Origin of the sequence: Methylophilus sp., assembly GCF_052437885.1 — a bacterium.
Classification (GTDB): domain Bacteria; phylum Pseudomonadota; class Gammaproteobacteria; order Burkholderiales; family Methylophilaceae; genus Methylophilus.
The window spans coordinates 93,572-113,952 of sequence record NZ_JBQVPB010000006.1 but is presented as its reverse complement, the minus strand read 5'-3'; the positions used below and the strand labels follow the sequence as shown (position 1 = coordinate 113,952).

The following is a 20,381-nucleotide window of genomic DNA, read 5'->3' as shown; positions in this document are numbered from 1 at the left end:
CACCCCATGAAGCCCAATTTAAGAATCGTTGTTTTGTTTGGCGGTGTCAGCGAAGAGCGTGATGTCTCTATCGCCAGCGCGGCCCAGGTCATCCGCGCACTGCGCGAGATCGGCCATCAAGTGATCGCCATCGATACCGCCACTGGCGTACTCAGCAGCGTACAAGAATCCTTATTGCTGACAGGCAAGGTCGCGGCACTGCCGCCGGATAACGATACGCTGGCACTGATCAGCCAGACGCATATCCTGCCTGCCCAGCAAGTGAACGATGTTGATGTGTATTTTCTCGCCTTGCATGGTGGTAGCGGCGAGAATGGCAGCATACAGGCCATGCTGTCTATGGCGGATATGCCTTATACCGGCAGCGGCGCGTTAGCGAGCGCCGTGGCTATGGATAAGGATATTTCCAAACGGCTGTATACAATGGCCAATATCCGCACGCCGGCCTGGCGCATGGCCGCGGACTACACAGAAAAAGAACTGCAGGCTCTGGGTTTGCCGCTGGTGATCAAACCTAACGCTCAGGGCTCTACGGTCGGCCTGTCCATCATCCATGACCTGACCACGCTGAATGCGGCCATCACCCTGGCCAGCCAGTTCGGCGACGAAGTCATGCTGGAGCAGTACATTGCCGGCAGGGAATTAAGTGTAGGCGTACTGGACGGCGAACCGCTGGGCGTAGGCGAGATCGTGCTCGATCAGGCATTGATCTTTGACTATGAATCCAAATATCAGGCCGGCAAAGTGCGCGAGATCTTCCCGGCTGAATTACCGGCAGATATTTATGCCGAGGCGCAGCGCCTGGCAGCACTGGCGCACAAGACATTAAAGCTAGCTGGCTATAGCCGCTCGGATTTCAGGCTGGATGAGAACGGCAAACTATGGTGCCTGGAAACCAACACCTTGCCAGGTATGACCGCTACCAGCCTGATGCCGCAATCGGCGCAGGTGTCTGGAATCTCTTTTGCCGAGCTATGTGACCGCATCTGCCGGCTTGCGTTGCAAAACCGCAAAACGTAACCTTTGTTCAAAGCCAATGCGTTTTACAGTAAAGACCTGCTTTCTATCAGAAAATGACACCATACTGGCAAAAAGTTGCCTCGGGGTTTACAGCGCATACCTTTAGCTCCCCTTATGACGATTCACCATAAAGTAGTTCCTCCCGTTGCCGTCATTCCCGCGCAGGCGGGAATCCAGGCGAGGTTCAATTTTAGCGATGTGTAGATAAAAATAGGCAAGCCTGGATTGTGACTTGCCTGGATACCGGGCTTCCGGTGATTTGTCACAACGATTATTTGATTCAAATAGTCGTGGGCCTTTGATTGCTATTCAGGCAAAAACCAGTGACTGGAAAGCCCAGTTCAATCAAGCACCCTCATGTGTCTCTGATTTCAAGAACCTCGGTAGACAAGTAACTTAACAGGCGGTGACCAGCTACGCGATTAATTGCCTAGATTCGGCAATTAAACTACATAAAAATCAAATTTTCATCACTTCTGCTAGAAAAATAATTACGGGTTTAACTTATGTTAACAGTGGATTATAGTTAAATTTCTTTAATAAAATTAAATCAGCCAGTATTAGATATCCGTATAAATAGAAAAGCACGAAATCTTACATCGTAATTATTAAGGGGAACTATGATGACTAAAAGAATGCTGACCTTAATCTCATTAAGTTTTTTTTTAACTAGTTGTTCAACATTGCAAAGCATTACGAGCGCTAAATCACCAACATGGCCATGGAAAGACAAACCTTCACACCCTTGCCCTACACCTGATAGCACATCAGCTTGCAAAGACATTGATGCATTGAATGCCTATATCAAGGCAGTAGAATTTTGTAAAGAGGTTCATGATTACTACGATAATGGCGGTAGCATGGCCAAAAATGCGAAATTCGGAATAGGTTTATTAGGCACCATTTCTGGTGCCATTATGGCCCCCATATCAACCGGTAGTGCTCAAACGGCTTATGCAGGTTTTTCTGGGGCAGCTAATGGTATGCAAACATCTTTTGAAGAAAGCTTCTCCTCTTCCTTCAATTTAAGTAAGGTTATCGCGGTGGCTGATGCTGGTAGTTCTGCTATTGAACGCTATAAAAAAACTGCCACTGAAGCTAATACAAAAAATTCAGAAAAAGTCATTTTGGCGATAGGGATAGCCTATGAATGCTCTGTTGCACCAAATCGAGCCGACAAAGCTATGATCAATGCGCTTAGCAATCCATAAGTCTGTAATTGAATCAGAGCACACTCTGCGAAACCATGCCTCTGCCCTACGCCGTTATGACGGTGAAACATAAAGTATTTTTATCATCGTCGTTATTCCCGCGCAGGCGGGAATGCAGGCTAGGTGAAATTTTAGCGATGTGTGCTTAAAAGTAAGCCAGCCAGGAAAATGACTGGCTTGGATTACCGCCTACATTGCATGCCGGTGAGGAGTAGTCGCAGAAAATCAGCATTATCCCGTATGTTTTAGCTTTAAGAGTTACTCATAAACAATTGAATATGATCAACATTTATATAAAAAAACGGCCCGGGGTACAGGCCCGGGCCGTTCAAGCACTACACTGGATATTATTGTTTTAATCTTCGATTCTGAAGCCTACTTTAAGGGTGACCTGAAAATGCGCTAACTTCCCGTCCGCAATATGCCCGCGGGTCTCTACCACTTCAAACCAGTTGAGGTGATTCAGCGTCTTGGCTGCACGTTCGATGGCATTTTTGATCGCGTCATCACTGCTCACGGTAGAGGAGCCGACCAGCTCAACCACTTTATAAATGTGTTCTGACATGGTTATTTCCTTTTATGCAATTGAAGGGGTTTGCCTGCGATTTTATTGTACAGGCTGCCAGACGCGTCCTGGTGGATTCTGCTTGGGGTTGCCTTCGATCCTGATCAGTTTGGCCGGGCCGTCACGTCTGGGAGAGTGGATCTCGTTCTCGTTATAGACGCGTACGTTCCCTGCTGTCAGCTCAATGGAATCACGCAACCTGACCGTGCCTGGTTTACCTGGCTCGCCCGGGTCTATCACATCCCAGCCATCCATGGTGGTGACGCCTGCAACCTGACCATAAATGGCCCAGGAAATGCCATGGTCATGCGGCGGTGCTTTTCTGGCTTCCTTGAATACATGACCGAGAATGGCAAAGCCAAGATCAGTATCTTCGTACAACACCCGGCGTTGCGGTTGTGCATCGTCCAGGTACTGGTTTGCGAATGCCTGGTCGGAGACCACGTCCTGCAGATAGACTCGCACACGCTCGAGACCTGCCGGGCCCTGATCTTCGAGCAGAAAGTTGCGCACCTGTTGTGCGACAGCATCAATAGTAAAAGCCATGCTTACTCCAGATAAAAATGGTTGTGGAGCGTGCTGGTGCACTGGCTCCACAGGTTAATTACGCTGCCAGCTTGCCGCCCTGCTCATTGGCAAGCAGGGTTTGCAAGGCTTTTTGCGCATCCTGAATCGGTCTGTGGTCTACCCAGGCATCAAAATCAAAATCTTTATCGAGGATACCGTAGCTCAGCAAAAAGTCTTTCTGCTGGCGGAACAGTTCCAGGCGCTCAGCGGACAGGTCTGGTGCCAACGACAGGTGAAAGCCATTGCGATAAGCCGCAGCCACGCCTTCAGCCGTGCCGCCTGTTTCGTTTTGCAGGATCTCGTGCACACCGGCAAGGTTGGTTTTAGCCCATTCTGCCGCACGCAATGTCTGGGTCAGAAAACGCACCACCACATCGTAATGATTTTCCAGCAGGTACCTATGCACAGTCACCGGGCGTGGTGTACCGTTGTTCACGCGGAAACGCTTTTCCGGCAAGGTGTCCAGGTCTATGCCGACCACCAGGCCCTGGTCACGCGCGCCATCCTGTGCAGCCGCGCCTTTGACATAAATGGCATCTACCTTGCCTGACAGCAAGGCATTAAAGCTGGCTTGCCAGCCACCGTAGCGATGACCGTTGGCGCTGACCTCGTTCTGGCCGACTTCAACCAGCTGCACGTCATCCAGTGTCAGGCCGACTGAAGCCAGTGCGCCTTTGTAGCCATGCAGGCTGCTGTGGCGCGTGATGGTACGGCCACGCTTGTTTTCAGTGATGTCTTTGGGGTTGTAGCCAGGCAATGCCAGGCGTTTGCCTTTCAGGTCTTCCGGCTTGCGGATGTTGGAATCCGGGCGCACGATGATGGATTGTGATTCTTCTATCCAGGTCAGACCGATCAGCACGGTGTCTGCGCCCTGGGCTTTGGCCGGGATAGAGAACAGGTTGCCGCCTTCGCGGATCAGGGTCTGCAAACCGTGATCGTAATGGTGATGCCTGAAATCGGCGCTGTCGTCATCCTGCAAAGCGCGCAGTCTCACGTTGTCTTTGGTGAATTCATCCTGCAACCAGCCAAGATTGAAAGCAATGCCGGAAGCCGTAGGTACACCACCCTGGCCATTCCCCGCGCAACGGGTGAACCAGAGTGTATTGTCAGGAAGCTGTTGTTGATTACTCATAATACATTCCTTTGATTAATTAAGATTTGACTGTTCTGACCAACCGCTATGAAACTGCTATCAACAGCGATCGGTTACTGCTTGTTTGTTAACCCGCTGCGGGCGATCAGGGCCTGACTGCACGACCTTGCCAGCACCGTTGTGCACACGCTTTGCCACAATCACTGATGCACCAGTCAATGGTGAAATAGTGCAGCTACTTAACAAATCAGTATGGCTATCTGCAGGAAATATGCCAAATGCAAAGAAATTTAAATACCCTATAAGAATCAATGAATTACAGTCTATTCAGGCTGCGGGCGCATGCAGCGCTGTTTGCTATTGAGCAAAGCGCTGATGGGCTTGCAACAGTTGAATGTTACTAATCAGCATCGATACCTGCTGCTGCGACTGCCAGGCAAAAGCTTAATTGTTCAGATTGAATGCCACGGGTACCGTCACCACTGTATCTACCGCTGCGCCCTTGACCAACGGCGGATAGAACTGCCAGCGGGCGACTGCCGTGAGCGCCAGCCAGGTCAGTTCTTCATTGTCGCTTTTGAGCGCGTGCGGAAACTGCACAGTGCCCTCTTTATCGATATAAAACTCGACCAGCACCGTGCCCTTCACGCCCTTATCTGCCAGCTCGGCCGGGTATACCGGCGGCGGGGTGTAAAAAGGTTTTGGCGCATGATCCAGGCTGGTGACCGGCGCAATATCAGGCTGCGACCCTCTCAACTCGTCTAGTATGCGCAGACCGTGCTCATTGATGGCGATGTCGTGCGTGCCGTGCTGGGTGAATATCCTTTTGATATTGAAAGCCGACCAGGAGAACTGTTTATTTTTGCGCGCCGGAAAAAAAGTGGATGATGCCAGCATGGCTTTGAGCGCCTGGCCAAAGGCCGGCTCTGAACTTTCAACGATCTGCAGTTGTTGCGGTGCGCCTGCAGGGTCTATCACGACAGACACGGTCGCCGTGCCTCGCACATGCTGCTTGAGTAGCTCAAGCGGATACACCAGCGGCGCGACCAGCTTGTCTGCTGGCGGAGTATCGTATTGCAGCAGCTCCGGTTCTTGCGGGCTGGCTTTTGCAGGGTAAGGGTTACGCGAGGGCAGTGCTTCGCCCGCATTGTTGACTATGAATGAGGCAGGATGCACGAATGGCGTCTGCACAGGCTGACCCTTGACCAATGCGGCTTTTACCGTTGCCTGCCTCAGGCTGCGGATAGTCGCCTGTTCGAACAGGGGATGATTCGATTGCGTCACATAAAGGTTTTTTAACTGGTTGTTCTCCGTCACATCCATAGCCACTACCACAACGCCCTGGCTGCCATAGCGGAGCAAGCTTGCAGGGTAATAACTGATCTTGCTGTCCAGTGTCACCGAGGCTAAGCTTGCCACCTCAGCTGGCAGATGGCAATTCTTGTACTCGCCTTCGTAACGTACCCCGTTAGGCCAGCTGGTGACGCCCGCCTGCGGGCATCCCTTATCAAAATTGCCTTCAAAGCGGCGACCGTCGGCATCACTCTGTATACCCGGGCCATGCGGCAGGTTATTGAAAAAAACCGCTTCCAGGCGTACGTCATGCGTGTGGCTGTTAAAATGTTCGACCACCCCCTTGCCCATCAGCTTGCCTTGCTCGAACTGGCCGCTGTAAGTGCTTTTGTGGATGCCGTTCTCAAACACCTTGACCACCCCTGCCCCATCCAGATAGCCATCCTTGCAAGCGCCAGCCCACTCTATGCTATCCAGTTGCTTTTTAAAGCGCGAATAGAACTTGCAGCCTTTCTCGTCGCTGAGCCAGACATCTCTCACTGCATCTGCCGCCTGAACCAGCCCTGCCCCTATAAGCAAGAAAGTGACGATTATTATTTTTTTCATCTCAAACTCCATATGACGGTCTACGCATCATTTCAGTAATTCAAGGGGGCTGCAGGCTGTGTGTTAAAGCTGCTCCCCGGCTTCATAAGCATGGTACAGGTCGGCATATTTGCCATTGTTGTGTATCAGTTGACTATGCGGGCCCAGCTCGGCAAGCTCGCCGTGGTGTATGACGGCGATCAGGTCGGCGTCGCGTATGGTCGCCAGACGGTGGGCAATAATGATGGCAGTACGGCCTTCGCATAAGCGTCTGAGCGCATGCTGGATACGCCTTTCGGTCTGAATATCCACCGCCGAAGTCGCTTCATCGAGGATGAGTATGGTCGGGTTGGCAAGATAGGCGCGCAGCAGGCAGACCAGCTGGCGCTGGCCATGGCTGAGGTGCGAGCCCATGGCACCGACCTCAGTGTGGTAGCCATGCGGCAGGCGGCTGATCAGATCATCTATGCCCAGCTCGGCGGCCGCCTGTTCAAACTCGGCCTGTTGCGCATGCGGTTTGGCCAGCCTGAGGTTGTCTATGATAGTGCCACTGAACAATACGTTATCCTGCAACACCACTCCCACATGCTGGCGCAGGTTGCGCTGGGTCAGATGCCTGATGTCTACGCCATCGATCAGCACTTGGCCTTGCTGCACATCATAAAAGCGCGTCAATAGCTGTATCAGCGTGCTTTTACCATGGCCGGTCGGGCCGACGATCGCCAACACCTGCCCGGCAGGCACTTTCAGGTTCAGGTGTTTGATCACCGGCTTGGAATGGTCAGGCAGGTAGGAGAACAACACATTGCTGAATTCCACCTCGCCTTTGATGCTGGGCAGGCTGCTGGCATTGGCGTCATCTACTACTTCGGCTTTGGTATCGAGCAGCAGGAAGATGCGTTGCGCCGAGGCGACGCCATTGGTGTAGCGTTCGACCAGGTCGCCCAGCTCCTGCAGCGGGCCTAAAAACATATACACATAAAACAGGCTGGCCGCGAATTGGCCCAGCGTCAGGTGGCCCAGGGTGACTTCTTGCCCGCCAGCCACCAGTAGCAGCATCAGCCCGAGTATGGTGAGCACGCCAGTAAAATGGCTGAACCAACCGGAGGCGATATTGCTTTGTACCAGTGAGTGGATAAACGCATCGACCAGGCCACGGTAACGCTTGAGGTTGCTGTCTTCCTGCACTGTCTGCTTGATGATGCGCACCCCGGCCACCGTTTCGACCAGATGGGCGGTGAAGCGGGCGCGGTTTTCTGCCACGCGGGCAAAATGGTGGCCGGAAAGCCGCCGGAACAGCAAGCTGGACAGGATAAGCAGCGGGATCACCAGCACCAGATGGTAGAACAGCGTCGGCGATACCCACAGCAGTATGGATGCGGCCATCACAAACCTGAGCAAGGCAGAGAATATTTCAGGTGGCCCCTGGATCAGCAACGGTTCCAGCGCGTCTATATCGCGGTCTATGCGTGAAACGATGCGGCCGGACTTGGTGCGGTCAAAATAGGCCACGCTGAGTTGCTGCACATGGGTGAAAAGATCGACGCGCAGCTGGTTGAGGATACGGATGGCGGCAGTGCCGGAAAAGTATTGCGACAAGCCGGCAAACACAAAACGTGCTGCCCACATGCCGGCCAGACCGGCCAGCGCCCAGCCTATCACCTGCCAGTCTATGCCTGTCACCAGTTTCTGGCTGGTCGCAATGACGCTCTCAGTCTGGTAGATCAAGCCATGATCTATGGCCTGCTGGATAAAATACGGCCGCAGAAAAACGAAGCCGACCAGAATGATCTCCATCACCACCGCGGTCAGGATATAGTGCTTGACCGGCTTGAGTAGCGGTAACAAGCGCCAGAACATATTGCGGTTGAGCTGCTGGTTGGCGAATTTTTCTTCCAGCTCTATATCCGACAGTACTTTCAGATTGGTATTACGTTCAGCGGCCATCATCCAACCCCATTAATTCTCGATAGCGTGTGTTGCTACTGACCAGTGCCGTGTGCTTGCCAGCGGCGACGATATTGCCTTCGGACAGGAAAAGCACTTTATCTGCCAGCAATATGGTCGACAGTTTGCTGGCGATCACCAACACGGTGGTGGCCTTATCCTGCTGCTTCAGGGCACGGATATTGTTCAGTACATTGCGTTCGGTCACCGCATCCAGCGCGCTGGTGGCGTCATCCAGCACCAGTATGCGTGGTTGCCCCAGCAAAGCCCGCGCCAGGCAGACACGTTGCCGCTGCCCGCCCGAGAGCGTCACCCCGCGGTCACCTATCCTGGTTTCCAGGCCGTCACTCAAACTGAGCAACAGCTCTGAAGCACTGGCCATCTGCAACGCCCATTCCAGCTCATCTTCGGTGGCGGCTGGCGCTGACAGGCGCATATTGGCCGCCAGTGTGTCCGAGAACAGGAAAGCCTCCTGCGGCACGGTATGCACCTGCCTGCGCAGATCGGCCAGGTCCAGATCTTTGACATTGATCCACTGGCCGTCCTCGCCTGCGATCTCTACTGCGCCGCGGGTGACATCGGCCAGGCGCGGTACCAGCCCGGCCAGGGTACTTTTACCTGAGCCGGTGGTGCCTACCAGTGCCACGATCTCGCCGGCACTGACCTCAAAGCTGCAGCTAGCTAGTATGGGGTTACCGCCTTCAGGCGGGTGCACCGCCACTTGCTCGAAGCGCAAGGATAAAGGGCCATCCGGCAAGGCGATGCTGCCGCTCCTGATCTCGGGCTCGGCATCCAGCAGATCCCATATCCTGGCGGCGGAGGAGCGCGCATCGGCAAATATCTGCATGACGCGGCCTACGCCTTCCACCCTGAACACCAGGGTATTGACCATTAACAGCGCCGCGATCAGCTGCCCCAGGTTGAGTACCCCGGCATAGACCAGCTGGCTGCCGAAACCCAGCACCCACACCTGCCCCAGCGCGACGACGAATTGCGGCAAAGGGATACGCGAGGTATAGAACGTCAATGCGGCAAACGCATGCGACATAAAGCTTTGCACATGTTGCTCGAATTTGTTGATACGGCTGGCCTCTAGCGCAAATGCCTTGATCACGCGCACGCCATTCACCCCTTCGGTCAGGTCCTGGTTCACGGCATCGTAAGCTTCACCGACCGCCCTATCCAGTTTGACCAGGTGTTCGGTCTGCAACAGCAGGATACCGAAACCGACCAGACATAACAGCAAGGGCACCAGGCCCAGCCAGAAGTCATACCAGAACAGGAAACCCATGGCGGCAGCGATGACCAGCCCGGTATCTACCACCTGGCGCCAGAAGCTGATCAGGGCATCGCGCAGCTTGTCGGAATCTCGTGTGGTACGCGTCACCAACTCACCGGCGCCATGCGCCCAGTGATAGCTCTGGTCCAGGCGCTGCACCTGGATCAGGATGCGCTCGCGGATATGGCCGATCAGGTTCTGCTGGATGATGAGTGACAGCCAGCCGACAAAATACAGGATCAGGGCCCGGCCCAGGGCCACGGCCACAATGATCAGCAGCCAGTGCCAGGCGGCTTCACTGTTCAGCGTGCCGCCGGCCTCCTGGTAGATGGCTCTGCCATGCTGCACATCATCGATCGCCTTTGCGATCAGGCCCTGTTGCAGGGCGAGCATGAAATTGGCTGCCGCAAACAGCCCGGTACACATCCAGAACCTGATAGGGGTCCTGCGATACAGCAACAAACAACGAATAAGCGGGTAATGGCGTAGGCTCAAAACGGATCAATTCTGGGAAAAACTAGCGGTGGAGACTGAGTACAGGCGCTTTGAGCGTATCCAGCGGCGCATGATCTACCCAGTCCATGATGTTGAAATCCTGCTTGAGAAAACCATACTCAAACAGAAAATCCTTGAACACTTGCAGGCCTTTGATGGCGTGTGGCGACAGTTCCAGCCGCAACTGCTGGTGTACGTCTGGGCCATACACGCGCTGTACCCAGGGTTCTGCCCAGCCGGTCTCCCTGGCGATCAGCTGCAAGGTCTCCTGCGGGTGTTTTTTGGCCCAGTCGCCGGCGTTGACCACGCGCCGCAAAAAGCGGCTGACGATGTGCGGATAGTGTTCTATGGTCTTGGCATTGACGGTGAGCGGCCTGGGTGTGCAATTGCTGATCCTGACAAAGCTGTCCGGGTGAAAACCCAGGTTAAACAACACCTGTGCGCCCAGCAGATGCGTGACTTCGGCACCGCGTACATCTTTGACATAGATGGCATCGACCTGGTGTTTCACCAGGGCATACAGCTCATTGACATAGCTATGCCTGCCCTGCCCCCAGTCCGGCCCGCCAGTCGCCGGATTGGCCTCTACAGGCGTATCGGGCAGATCGACCAGCTCAACGTCCTTCAGGCTCAGGCCTACAGTATCCAGCGCCACCACGAATGCACGCAGGGCTGAAGCGCGGTGATGGTCTATGCTGACATCATGTTTGGGGATGCCTATGCGGCAACCTTTTAAATCACTAATACTACGCAGCCTGGAAGCCGGCAGGCTGATAATGGACTGGTATTCATCGGTCCAGGTCAGGCCGATGACACGTGTCTGCTGCCCGTTGGCTCTGGCCCAGATGGCCGGCACACTGCCGCCCTGGCGGAATGAATGCGGCAGGTGGTGATCAAAATGCGACTGCAGATCGGCCGGGCTGGCAGATTCACGTAATGACTGGATAGCGATGCCATCCGGCGCAAATTCGCTCTGTATCCAGCCGCTCTGTATCGCCAGGCTCAAAGGCGTGGGCACCGCGCAACGGGTATACCAGAGCGCATCCGGCTGTGTATGTGTGCTAGCGTCAGACATGAGTTATTGTGTGTAGCGTAGTTATTGTTATTGTGTGCCGCTGGCTGGCCGGCACAGCATCAACGGGTGTTACGCCAGTTGAACAGGCGGTCACCTGCCACTTTGATCAACAGCGACATCAGATAGCCGAGTATGCCGATGACAAAGGTGACAATGATGAGGATATCCATGCGCGAAGCTTCCTGTGCATTCATCATCAGGTTGCCCAGGCCGGCACCGGCGGCGAACAACAGCTCACTGCCTATGGTGGATAACCAGGCAAAAGCCAGCGCCAGGGAGAAGCCAGTGAAAATCTGCGGCAATGAGGCCGGCAATATGATCTTGCTGTACACCTGCCATGGGCTCAGTTTGTAGACCTGGCCGACTTCCCTGTAACGGCCATCGACCTGCAACATGCCTTCAAACGTGGATAACACCACCGGGTAAAAAGCCGACAGGCTGACGACGATCAGTTTAGAAGTATCGCCATTGCCGTACCACAGCGAGAATAACGGCACCAGCCCGAGCAGCGGCACCTGGCGGATAGCGTGGTACACCGGCGTGATCAGGATATTGGCGATGCGCGACACCGCCACCAGTGAGCCGATGATAAAACCGGCACTGGCGCCTATCAGCAAACCAGTCAGAGCGCGCCCTACGCTGGCATAAACGTTAGCCATCAGCTCGCCACTTTGCCATAGCTCGCTGACGCCGGCCGTGATCTGGCTCAGCGAGGCAAAGGCGTAAGCATGGTTGGCATCCAGCCGTGACATCCAGTCCCAGGCCAGCACTATCAGCAGCGGCAAAAGCCAGCCGCGCCAGTCAGGGATCCATTTTGTCGATAAAAGATTCATGTTGTTCACTTACGCTCTCAGATTCTGGTGCCAGGGGATCAGGCGTAATTCGCCCCATTTGAATAACTTGTCTATGCTGAAACCGACCAAGCCGGTGATCACCACACCGACCATGACCACATCCAGCCGGAACATCTCGCGGCCCAGTTGCATCATCTGGCCTATGCCACTGTCGGCAGCCAGCAATTCAGCAGCGACCAGTATGGTCCACGAGCGCGAGAAGGCGATCCTCAGGCCGGTGAATACCGGCGGCGTGATGGCGGGAATGATCAGTTTGCGGTACAAAGTCGTTTTCGGCAGCTGGTAAATACTGGCCACCTCAAAATAACTTTTCGACACCCCTTTGGTCGCCTCATACGCGGCCAGGGCCACGGTTAACGATGCCGCCTTGAACACGATGATGACCTTGAATATCTCATCCACGCCCAGCAGCAGGATCAGGATAGGGATCAGTGCAATGGTAGGCACCTGGCGCAGGCCCTGAAACAGCGGCAAGGCATAGGCTTCCACACGCGGCGAGATCGCCATCCAGATGCCGAACAGCACACCTACCACTGCGCCCAGGCTGAACCCGATCAGCAAGCGGTTAAAGCTGGCGCGCAGATGCAGCAGCAACTCGCCGTTATCACTCAGCTCACCCAGCGTGGCAAACACCTGCTGTGGCGTGACCAGGATATCGTCAGAATAGTAGCCCGCGTTTGATACCCACCACCAGGTGCCAAGCACCAGCAGCGGCGAGATCAAAAAAGGTAATACATGCTTCCAGTTGCGCTTCATGACACTAAAACCTCAAGTCCTATCAATTGCTATTGCGTTAAATCACTCGGCCTGGGTAATCACAGCCACGCGTGAGATGCCTGCGCGTTCTATCGCCGCCATGACCTTGGCGACCTTGCCGTAGTTGACCGCTTCGTCCGAGCTCAGGTGCAGGGTCACATCAGGGTTACTGTCGTGGATACGCTTGAGTTCAGGCTCTATGGTTTCCAGCGGATATTCCTGCTTGTCTATGAACAGCTTGCCTGCAGCATCCACAGACACGGTCACCGGCTTTTTCTGCTCGGTGGCCTTGGTGGCTGAGGTCTTGGGCAGATTGACCTGGATAGAGTTGGTCATCAATGGCGCCGTCACAATAAACGCCACCAGCAATACCAGCATGACGTCGACCAGTGGAGTGACGTTGATCTCGCTCAGTACGTCATCATCCGCATTTGTAGAAATAGCCATTATGCAGTCGCTCCTTTGAGGTTACGCACCACAGAAGCAGAAGCGGATGCGGAAGAAACGAACTCACCAGGCTTGCTTGCATCTGCGGCCTTTTTGAAAGTCACCCGGCGTGAAACCTTGATCAGGTCTTCGGCAAAATCATCCAGGTTGTTGCTGCTGGTTTTCAGGCGGCGCAGGAAGAAGTTATAAGCCAGCACTGCAGGCACAGCCACGGCGATACCGATGGCAGTCGCTACCAGCGCTTCACCGATAGGGCCGGCCACCACTTCCAGGCTGGCAGTACCCAGTTTGCTGATGTCTGTCAGTGCGTGCATGATGCCCCATACCGTACCCAGCAGGCCGACGAACGGTGCGGTACTACCGATACTGGCTAACACCACCAGGCCGGCTTCACGCAACACACGCTCTTTCTGGATCTGCTGGCGCAATGCGCGCTCCAGCACTTCCTGGCGGTCACCGCTATGACGCAAGTCATCGGCAGATTCCACATCCAGGTCTTTCAGGGTCTCAAAGCCCACTTGTGCCACGCGGTATGCCGGGCCGTTGTGGCCTTCCAGGGTGGCGGCTTCCTGCAGGCTTTTGGCGCCCCAGAAGGCAGCCCGGAATTTAACGTTCTGTTTGCGGATCAGCCAGACCTGAAATGATTTGGCCAGAATAATGGTCCAGGTGACGCCGGATGCGATCAGCAAAGTGATCAGTACGCCAAGCACCACTGGAGATGCGCTTTGATAAGTCTCTAAACTAAACATGGTATTTCCTTCTCTTTCAAATTAAAAAATCACTGCAGCTTGAATTCAACCGGGAATATCGCCCAACCTTCAACCGGCGTATTCCCACGTTTTGCCGGGGTGAACGCCCAGCGTTTCGCTGCAGTAACCGCAGCATCATCCAGCAAGCTGTGCCCACTGGACTTCTTGACTTTTACTTCACCAGGTTTGCCATTCGGCAACACTTTTACTCTTAAGATCACTACGCCTTCAGCACCCTGGTCTGCTGCAAATTCAGGGTATTCTGGCGCAGGATTATTTAAATGCCCCACGCCGCCTTTCGCCTCGACCAGCGGCTCTTCTTTCACTACCGGGGCCGGTGGCGGTGGCTCTGGTGCTGGCGGCGCGGCCACTACCGGGGCTGTGGTTTTTGGCGCCTCGGTGTTTTCCTGGATGACGATGTCATTGGCGCTGATATTCTGCGAAGCCGGGGCGGTCCTCAATGCTGGCGGCGGCTTGGCCGCTTGCGGCGGTGGCTCTACCCGCTTGACCGGCGGTGGCGGCGGTTTAGGCGGCTCTATCACCGGCGGCGGTATGACCTCTGGTTTCACAAACTCAACAATGACTTCTTTCTTTTTTGGCTTGACGATACTAGGCTCGTTGAGTGCGCTCAAAAAGCCGGCGATAGCCAACACATGCACCGCCACGACCGCCACGATCAACGTGGCCAGCTTTTTACGCGGGATCACATGCTCCACCGCGTTGAGGCCAGTCACCAGTCGTTCGGATAACTTCTTAAAATCCTCTCCTGTTGCGATCAGTTGTTTTCTGCTGCGACCTTTATCAGTCAGGGTATCCCAGATCGTGGAATGCTCGGCAGGCGATTTCAGTGCCGTTGTTGACATACAAACTCCTAATAACTCTAACTAATCTCGATGAAATCACTCAGCACATCGTCCTTGATCTGCTGAAATTTCGCCGAAGCCCTATGCCGGGGTCTGGGCAAGTCGACTTCGACGATACGTTTGATACGGCCTGGGTTGGCTTCCATCACCACTACCCGGTCACCCAGAAACACAGCCTCTTCCACGTCATGGGTCACCAGGATAGAAGTGGTGTCTTCAGATTCCCAAAGGCGTTGCAGCTCTTGCTGCATCTTCAGCCTGGTCAATGCATCCAGTGCGCCGAACGGCTCATCCAGCAGCAACAGCCTGGGTTTCAATACCAGTGCGCGGGCGATCGCCACGCGCTGCGACATGCCACCCGAGATCTGGTGCGGGTAGGCATCGGCAAAGCCGCTCAACCCGACCAGCTCTAACTGGTGCGCCACACGCGCCTTGATCTCTGCCTGGCTGAGGCCGGATGACTCCAGCGCCAGCGCCACGTTCTGCTGCACCGTCAACCACGGGAACAATCGGTGTTCCTGGAACACCAGCCCACGGTCCAGCGAAGTCGCGGTGACATGGTCACCCAGCCAGACGATGCTGCCGTCATAGCTGGTATCCAACCCGGCGATCAGGCGCAACAAAGTCGACTTGCCGCAACCGCTGCTGCCGACGATGGAGATGAACTCGCCTTTGGCGACCTGCAGGGAGAAATCCGACAACACCTGGAGTGACTTGCCGTTGAGCTGGAAAGTCTTGGAAACACCTTGCACTGCCAGTACTGCGGCCTCACTTGCCAGGGACAAACGATTGGAGCTACCTGATGAACCACTTGGTTGCGCAGCTGGAGCTGAGGCGGGATCAAGATCGTTGACACTCTCTTGGTCTATGTAATTTAAAGCGGCTTTGGTCCTACCCATGTTTATTCCTGTACAAAATAACTAGGTATCTATAGGCAAACCCTGTGCCAAGTTTAAAATTATTATTTTTATGTTTATAAACAGTCACTTAAAAATAATCAGGCAGAATATGGCCGCCAGTGATGTTGACTATGAATCATCTGAATGTGAACTGTTGCTGTCACAGCAACAGACATAAAAAAACAGATGGCGGGAAACCATCTGTCTAGGGAGTGATTGCCCGCAGGCAATAAAATGTTATTGTTTTGCAGCGATCTGGGATGGCGCCCAGAAAGTTTCCAGATCGAGCTCTTTCAGCGCTTTATCGACAAAAGTGGAATTCAGCAACTGGCTGATATCGATATCCTTGCGGATCAGGCCTGACTCGCGTGCATAAGAGGCAGCACGTTTATAATGATCTACCAGTGCCTGGTCATACAGCGGCGACCAGCGGTCACGCCAGCTGACCACGTCATCTTCATAATCACGCCTGACCACGCTCTCTGGCTGCACCAGACTGGCATAGTTTTTCAGGTAGGTTTCCTTGTGCGCTTCCTGCGCGGCCCAGTGGTTGGCTCTGATAAATGAAGTGACGATCGCCTGCGTCAGTTCCGGGTACTGCTGTACGAACTCGTTACGCGCCCACAAGCCGCCCATCAGTTTCCAGTCCGGCGGTGCGGTCTTGGTCGACCAGATGATCTTGCCTACCCCTTTATCCACCAGGTTATAGGCATCACTCAGCGAGTAGAAAGCATCGACAGAGCCACTCGCCAGTGCGGCAGAACCGACCTGCGGATTGACGTTGACGATCTTGAAATCGGTCAGCTTGAAACCGTTTTTCTGCACCAGGTTGGCAAATGCGATCTCCCAGGGGCGGCCTCTGTGCAGCGCGACGCGCTTGCCTTTGAGGTCGGCAATGGTCTTGGCTGTTGAGTTGGCCGGCACCACTAAATATGAGTTACCGCTGCGGCCCCAGGGTGCGACCAGTTGCACGCGGGGTTTGGAACCATTGAGTATGATGGGCGGCAGATCACCATAGGCAGCAAAGTCTATGGTTTTGTTGGCAAACGCTTCGTTGACGATAGGGCCGACCATGGCGTGGGCTGCCGGCACCCACTCGACCTTGACGCCGCGTTTGGCCAGCTCTGCATCCAGCCCGGTCTCGGTCACCAGCTCGGTGCTGCCCAGAAAACGGTTCTTGCCATTGACGTTGTAGGCGACCGTGGCGATACGCACTACCTTGGGTTCATTGGCCGCAGCCTTGGCTTCGGCGCTTGCATCTGAAACATTGATGAAAGGCACCAGTACGGCTGCGGTAAACACTACTTTTAAAAATTTGATCACACTGACTCCTAAATCACTTCCGGCCGTCAACCCTGGCGGCTGACGACCTTAAAAACATAACGACTGGCTATGGCTGCAAAGCTCAGGCCACCGCTGCATATTTGTGCAGCAACTGCTCGGCTTCACGCAATGGCCTGTCATCCACCCAGCTATCCAGGTCAAAGTCCTGGTCCAGCAGGCCATGCACCAGCATGAAATTCTTCTGCTGCCTGAACAGTTCAATGCGTTCCGCAGAGAGGTCTGGTGCCAGTTGCAGATGAAAGTCTTCACCATAGGCAGTGGCTACGCCCTCTTCGCCTGAACGGGTCTCGGACTCAAGGATATCGCGCACACCTTTAAGGTTGCTTTTCGCCCAGTCGGCAGCACGCAGGGTCTGGTACAGGAATCTCACGACCAGGTCAAAGTGGTTATCCAGCAGGTGCTGGTGCACAGTGATAGGTCTGGGCGTGCCATTATTGACCCGGGTAGACAGATCAGGGTAGCTGTCCAGATCTATGCCGACCACCGCACCGACGCGCCTGGCTGCATCCACCGCCGAAGCACCTTTGACGTAGACTGCATCGACCTCACCTGCCACCAGTGCATCCAGTCCGGCCCACAACTCACCCAGGCCGTTACGGTTACCGCGCCCGGAAGCCACTTCTACCAGCTTGACATCATCCAGCGTCAGCCCGGCGATCTTCAGCGCACCTTTATAACCTTGCAGACTCATGCCACGCGCGATACTGCTGCCACGGACATGGCTAGCGATAGGGTGATCTATGAATTGCGGCAATGCCAGGCGCAGGCCTTTTAAATGTTGCGGCTGGGTGATGCCGCTGTCTGGACGCACCAGTATGGCTTGCCACTCATCGATCCAGGTCAGGCCTATCAGCCTGGTAGGCGCGCCCTGCGCTTTTGCTGCCAGGGCCAGCAGATTGCCACCTTCACGGATCAGGCTGTTGAGCTCATGATCGTAATGATGTCTGGATAGCTCTCTGGGCGCTTCTTGCAGCGTGTTGATCTGGATATTGTCGCGGGCGAACTCTTCAGTCAGCCAGCCCAGCTTGTATGCCAGGCCAGTAGCCGTAGGCACCGGGCAACGGGTGAACCAGATTTGGTCAATCGCTTGTGCGGCTGTAGCTTGCGAAACAGGATTTTGCTGAATGGTCACGTTGGTTTCTCCGGCTATGACAGGGGATTACAGATCAGAAGGACGCAGCAGGCCTTCTGCCTGGGCCTGGTCATACAGTTTGGCCATTTTCCATTGCTGTTTCAGCACGCCAGGGCCGTAATCACGCGAACCACCCAGTGACTCTGCCAGTGTCTGCAACTTGGCGCCCTCTTCCAGCAACAAGGTGAACTCGGCCAGTTTGCGCAAGCCTTGTTTGCCCCAGACGGTAGAACCGCCGTTGGCTTCAAGGATAGCGGTGTGATGTGGGTTGATCGCGATCTGGTCGAGGATAAAATCCACTTCCTGCTGACGGCGGTCTATATAGATAGGTAATTCCTTGATCAGGTTGTAGCGCTGTACCGGCACATAGCGGATAGGCAAGGTGCGGTGTGTCTGTGCCCATGCACCCAGGTAGGTCGAGTGTATGTGCGAAATGGTGGTGACGTCGGGGTGGGCCTGGAACAGTTTCAGATAACGGTTCACCGCGGCGCCATTGCCTTTGCCGGAATAGACCACGCCATCAAAACCCGCCACCAGTGCTTCGATAGGCTGGTGCTTGTTGAACGGGCCCGGATCATTGACGATGATCAGCTTTTCCTGGCCTGGCACTCTGTGCACAAAACCTACCGTACCATTGGCGGTGATGGTGTCTGTCTCTCTGAATACTTCGAAAGCCAGTTTGGCTTCAGCCACTGTCTCCGCGATATAAAGATCTAAATCGATTTCTGTGTTGATTGTCGCAACCGTCATGTCTAACCCTTTCTTATTTGGACTGGAAATTCCTCGCAACACTATTTGCAAGTAACATGCCATATCGTGGAATTAGAGATTAACGATTAATAATCAGATGGTTAGATGAATTACCTACGGTGGCAGGCACAAAAAACCTGTGTTGCAAATGCAACAAGTGTTTAAATCAACACAGTGAATTGTTGAATTATGAAGGGTGGCAAAGCTCTGTCAACATATAACCAGTTGGCATATAAATATAATTTATAGAACTTTGACTTCTTAATGATAAATACATTATATTGACACGCCTGTTAAGTGAGGAAGTCAATTATGAGCGCACAACGCTGGGATATCCGTGATTCGTACACCGAACGAGCCGATCACGTGATCACTCATCCTAACCCATCCGCTGTCAGTTTATCTGTACGTGCCAGCGCCTTGGTCTTCAGCGATCCAAAATCGCAAAACCTGCTTTCCCTGATCGAAAGGATAGCCACCAGCAATGCCACCGCATTGATCATAGGCGAGACTGGCACCGGGAAAGAACTGATTGCGCGCCATATTCATTCGCTCAGCAACAGAAAAAACGGTCCGTTCCAGGCCATCAATTGCGGCGCGTTCTCTGAAACCCTGGTTGAGAGCGAGTTGTTCGGTTACGAAAAAGGCGCGTTTACCGGCGCCAATATGTCCAAGATAGGCTGGTTTGAAACTGCCAATGGCGGCACCCTGTTCCTGGACGAGATCGGCGACCTGCCACAATCGACCCAGGTCAAATTACTGCGCGTGCTGCAAGAGCGCGAAGTCGTGCGTGTAGGCTCCCGTAAGCCTATCCCTATCGACGTCAGGCTGATCGCCGCGACCAACGTCAACCTGGAAGAAGCGGTGAAAGCCGGACGTTTCCGCGAAGACCTGTACTACCGTATCAAAGTCGTGCCGGTGGAACTGCTGCCATTGCGCGAACGCAGGGGTGATATCCTGCCGCTGGTCGAGCACTTTCTCAATGTTTACCGCAGCAAGCTGAATACTTCCGAGCATAAGCTTTCGCCGGAGACCATCTCTCTGCTGATGGAATATCCATGGCCAGGCAATATCCGCGAGCTGGAGAATGTGATCCACAGGGCGGTGCTGGTCAGCACTACCGATACCCTGTCGCCTAAAGACCTCAACCTGCCCAAGATCAGCTTTAATGCCTCACATGTCATTACTGATGAACATTATTCTGTCAGCACGCCAGCCACCGGCAAGATCAGTTACGAGCAGCAGAGCTCGCTGTACAAGCTGGAAAGCGTGCTGGAAGAACTGTTTGAACAGGGTGCGGATAACCTGTATGAGCTGATCAATGGCACCACCGTGAGCAAGGCGTTTGAGCACAGCAAGAACAACCAGGTACATACCGCCAAGTTGCTGGGTATCAGCAGGAACATCCTGCGCGCCAGGTTAAAAGAACTCAATCTGATCGCCTAAGGGGCAGCCGC

At 54.2% G+C, this 20,381-nt stretch carries 19 protein-coding genes; 3 read left to right on the top strand and 16 right to left on the bottom strand.

Going from position 1 to position 20,381, the window contains the following annotated elements; all coding sequences use genetic code 11:
* Window positions 1-6 precede the first annotated feature (6 nt).
* On the top strand, window positions 7-1,020 hold the full coding sequence (locus ACT6RZ_RS08340; protein ID WP_444701662.1) for a D-alanine--D-alanine ligase family protein: 1,014 nt from the start codon (window positions 7-9) through the stop codon (window positions 1,018-1,020).
* A gap of 623 nt (window positions 1,021-1,643) precedes the next feature.
* Window positions 1,644-2,231: a hypothetical protein gene (locus ACT6RZ_RS08335; RefSeq protein ID WP_444701661.1), complete on the top strand. Its 588-nt coding sequence runs from the start codon at window positions 1,644-1,646 to the stop codon at window positions 2,229-2,231.
* 355 nt (window positions 2,232-2,586) lie between these two features.
* On the opposite strand, the gene ACT6RZ_RS08330 is transcribed toward ACT6RZ_RS08335, so the two are convergent.
* From ACT6RZ_RS08330 to ACT6RZ_RS08255, 16 genes are all read right to left on the bottom strand, one after another.
* A complete protein-coding gene (locus ACT6RZ_RS08330) occupies window positions 2,587-2,796 on the bottom strand; it encodes a dodecin (protein WP_379055395.1) in 210 nt (69 codons plus the stop codon).
* Window positions 2,797-2,838: 42 nt separating this feature from the next.
* Window positions 2,839-3,342, bottom strand: coding sequence for a hypothetical protein (locus ACT6RZ_RS08325; RefSeq protein WP_444701660.1), 504 nt, complete (start codon window positions 3,340-3,342; stop codon window positions 2,839-2,841).
* Between the two features lie 58 nt (window positions 3,343-3,400).
* The gene (locus ACT6RZ_RS08320) at window positions 3,401-4,495 is read right to left on the bottom strand and encodes an ABC transporter substrate-binding protein (RefSeq protein ID WP_444701659.1); all 1,095 of its coding nucleotides are present in this window, start codon (window positions 4,493-4,495) and stop codon (window positions 3,401-3,403) included.
* Between the two features lie 405 nt (window positions 4,496-4,900).
* A complete protein-coding gene (locus ACT6RZ_RS08315) occupies window positions 4,901-6,355 on the bottom strand; it encodes a TonB family protein (RefSeq protein ID WP_444701658.1) in 1,455 nt (484 codons plus the stop codon).
* A gap of 63 nt (window positions 6,356-6,418) precedes the next feature.
* Complete coding sequence (locus ACT6RZ_RS08310) at window positions 6,419-8,281, bottom strand: ABC transporter ATP-binding protein (protein ID WP_444701657.1); 1,863 nt, start codon at window positions 8,279-8,281, stop codon at window positions 6,419-6,421.
* Complete coding sequence (locus ACT6RZ_RS08305) at window positions 8,271-9,986, bottom strand: ABC transporter ATP-binding protein (protein WP_444701656.1); 1,716 nt, start codon at window positions 9,984-9,986, stop codon at window positions 8,271-8,273. Before ACT6RZ_RS08305 ends, ACT6RZ_RS08310 begins: the two co-directional genes overlap by 11 nt.
* A 91-nt stretch (window positions 9,987-10,077) precedes the next feature.
* A complete protein-coding gene (locus ACT6RZ_RS08300; protein ID WP_444701655.1) occupies window positions 10,078-11,130 on the bottom strand; it encodes an ABC transporter substrate-binding protein in 1,053 nt (350 codons plus the stop codon).
* Between the two features lie 59 nt (window positions 11,131-11,189).
* Entirely contained in the window at window positions 11,190-11,963 is a 774-nt protein-coding gene (locus tag ACT6RZ_RS08295) for an ABC transporter permease (RefSeq protein ID WP_444701654.1), read from the bottom strand.
* Window positions 11,964-11,972: 9 nt separating this feature from the next.
* Entirely contained in the window at window positions 11,973-12,740 is a 768-nt protein-coding gene (locus tag ACT6RZ_RS08290; protein WP_444701653.1) for an ABC transporter permease, read from the bottom strand.
* 42 nt (window positions 12,741-12,782) lie between these two features.
* Complete coding sequence (locus tag ACT6RZ_RS08285; protein ID WP_444701652.1) at window positions 12,783-13,187, bottom strand: ExbD/TolR family protein; 405 nt, start codon at window positions 13,185-13,187, stop codon at window positions 12,783-12,785.
* Window positions 13,187-13,936 carry a MotA/TolQ/ExbB proton channel family protein gene (locus tag ACT6RZ_RS08280; RefSeq protein ID WP_444701651.1) on the bottom strand — a complete coding sequence of 250 codons (750 nt, stop codon included), beginning with the start codon at window positions 13,934-13,936 and terminating at the stop codon, window positions 13,187-13,189. Before ACT6RZ_RS08280 ends, ACT6RZ_RS08285 begins: the two co-directional genes overlap by 1 nt.
* A 29-nt stretch (window positions 13,937-13,965) precedes the next feature.
* On the bottom strand, window positions 13,966-14,799 hold the full coding sequence (locus ACT6RZ_RS08275; RefSeq protein WP_444701650.1) for an energy transducer TonB: 834 nt from the start codon (window positions 14,797-14,799) through the stop codon (window positions 13,966-13,968).
* A gap of 17 nt (window positions 14,800-14,816) precedes the next feature.
* Entirely contained in the window at window positions 14,817-15,698 is an 882-nt protein-coding gene (locus ACT6RZ_RS08270) for an ABC transporter ATP-binding protein (protein WP_444701649.1), read from the bottom strand.
* Window positions 15,699-15,935: 237 nt separating this feature from the next.
* A complete protein-coding gene (locus ACT6RZ_RS08265; protein WP_444701648.1) occupies window positions 15,936-17,021 on the bottom strand; it encodes an ABC transporter substrate-binding protein in 1,086 nt (361 codons plus the stop codon).
* 82 nt (window positions 17,022-17,103) lie between these two features.
* The gene (locus ACT6RZ_RS08260) at window positions 17,104-18,174 is read right to left on the bottom strand and encodes an ABC transporter substrate-binding protein (protein WP_444701647.1); all 1,071 of its coding nucleotides are present in this window, start codon (window positions 18,172-18,174) and stop codon (window positions 17,104-17,106) included.
* A gap of 27 nt (window positions 18,175-18,201) precedes the next feature.
* Window positions 18,202-18,924: a class II aldolase/adducin family protein gene (locus ACT6RZ_RS08255; protein ID WP_444701646.1), complete on the bottom strand. Its 723-nt coding sequence runs from the start codon at window positions 18,922-18,924 to the stop codon at window positions 18,202-18,204.
* Between the two features lie 312 nt (window positions 18,925-19,236).
* On the opposite strand from ACT6RZ_RS08255, the gene ACT6RZ_RS08250 reads away from it, so the two are divergent.
* Entirely contained in the window at window positions 19,237-20,370 is a 1,134-nt protein-coding gene (locus ACT6RZ_RS08250; protein ID WP_444701645.1) for a sigma-54 interaction domain-containing protein, read from the top strand.
* Window positions 20,371-20,381 lie beyond the last annotated feature (11 nt).

Bases quoted from the DNA above. Each gene is read 5' to 3' on its own strand.
- ACT6RZ_RS08340 (WP_444701662.1), top strand. From the start codon at position 7: ATGAAGCCCAATTTAAGAATCGTTGTTTTGTTTGGCGGTGTCAGCGAA.
- ACT6RZ_RS08335 (WP_444701661.1), top strand. From the start codon at position 1,644: ATGACTAAAAGAATGCTGACCTTAATCTCATTAAGTTTTTTTTTAACT.
- ACT6RZ_RS08330 (WP_379055395.1), bottom strand. From the start codon at position 2,796: ATGTCAGAACACATTTATAAAGTGGTTGAGCTGGTCGGCTCCTCTACC.
- ACT6RZ_RS08325 (WP_444701660.1), bottom strand. From the start codon at position 3,342: ATGGCTTTTACTATTGATGCTGTCGCACAACAGGTGCGCAACTTTCTG.
- ACT6RZ_RS08320 (WP_444701659.1), bottom strand. From the start codon at position 4,495: ATGAGTAATCAACAACAGCTTCCTGACAATACACTCTGGTTCACCCGT.
- ACT6RZ_RS08315 (WP_444701658.1), bottom strand. From the start codon at position 6,355: ATGAAAAAAATAATAATCGTCACTTTCTTGCTTATAGGGGCAGGGCTG.
- ACT6RZ_RS08310 (WP_444701657.1), bottom strand. From the start codon at position 8,281: ATGGCCGCTGAACGTAATACCAATCTGAAAGTACTGTCGGATATAGAG.
- ACT6RZ_RS08305 (WP_444701656.1), bottom strand. From the start codon at position 9,986: ATGTGTACCGGGCTGTTTGCGGCAGCCAATTTCATGCTCGCCCTGCAA.
- ACT6RZ_RS08300 (WP_444701655.1), bottom strand. From the start codon at position 11,130: ATGTCTGACGCTAGCACACATACACAGCCGGATGCGCTCTGGTATACC.
- ACT6RZ_RS08295 (WP_444701654.1), bottom strand. From the start codon at position 11,963: ATGAATCTTTTATCGACAAAATGGATCCCTGACTGGCGCGGCTGGCTT.
- ACT6RZ_RS08290 (WP_444701653.1), bottom strand. From the start codon at position 12,740: ATGAAGCGCAACTGGAAGCATGTATTACCTTTTTTGATCTCGCCGCTG.
- ACT6RZ_RS08285 (WP_444701652.1), bottom strand. From the start codon at position 13,187: ATGGCTATTTCTACAAATGCGGATGATGACGTACTGAGCGAGATCAAC.
- ACT6RZ_RS08280 (WP_444701651.1), bottom strand. From the start codon at position 13,936: ATGTTTAGTTTAGAGACTTATCAAAGCGCATCTCCAGTGGTGCTTGGC.
- ACT6RZ_RS08275 (WP_444701650.1), bottom strand. From the start codon at position 14,799: ATGTCAACAACGGCACTGAAATCGCCTGCCGAGCATTCCACGATCTGG.
- ACT6RZ_RS08270 (WP_444701649.1), bottom strand. From the start codon at position 15,698: ATGGGTAGGACCAAAGCCGCTTTAAATTACATAGACCAAGAGAGTGTC.
- ACT6RZ_RS08255 (WP_444701646.1), bottom strand. From the start codon at position 18,924: ATGACGGTTGCGACAATCAACACAGAAATCGATTTAGATCTTTATATC.
- ACT6RZ_RS08250 (WP_444701645.1), top strand. From the start codon at position 19,237: ATGAGCGCACAACGCTGGGATATCCGTGATTCGTACACCGAACGAGCC.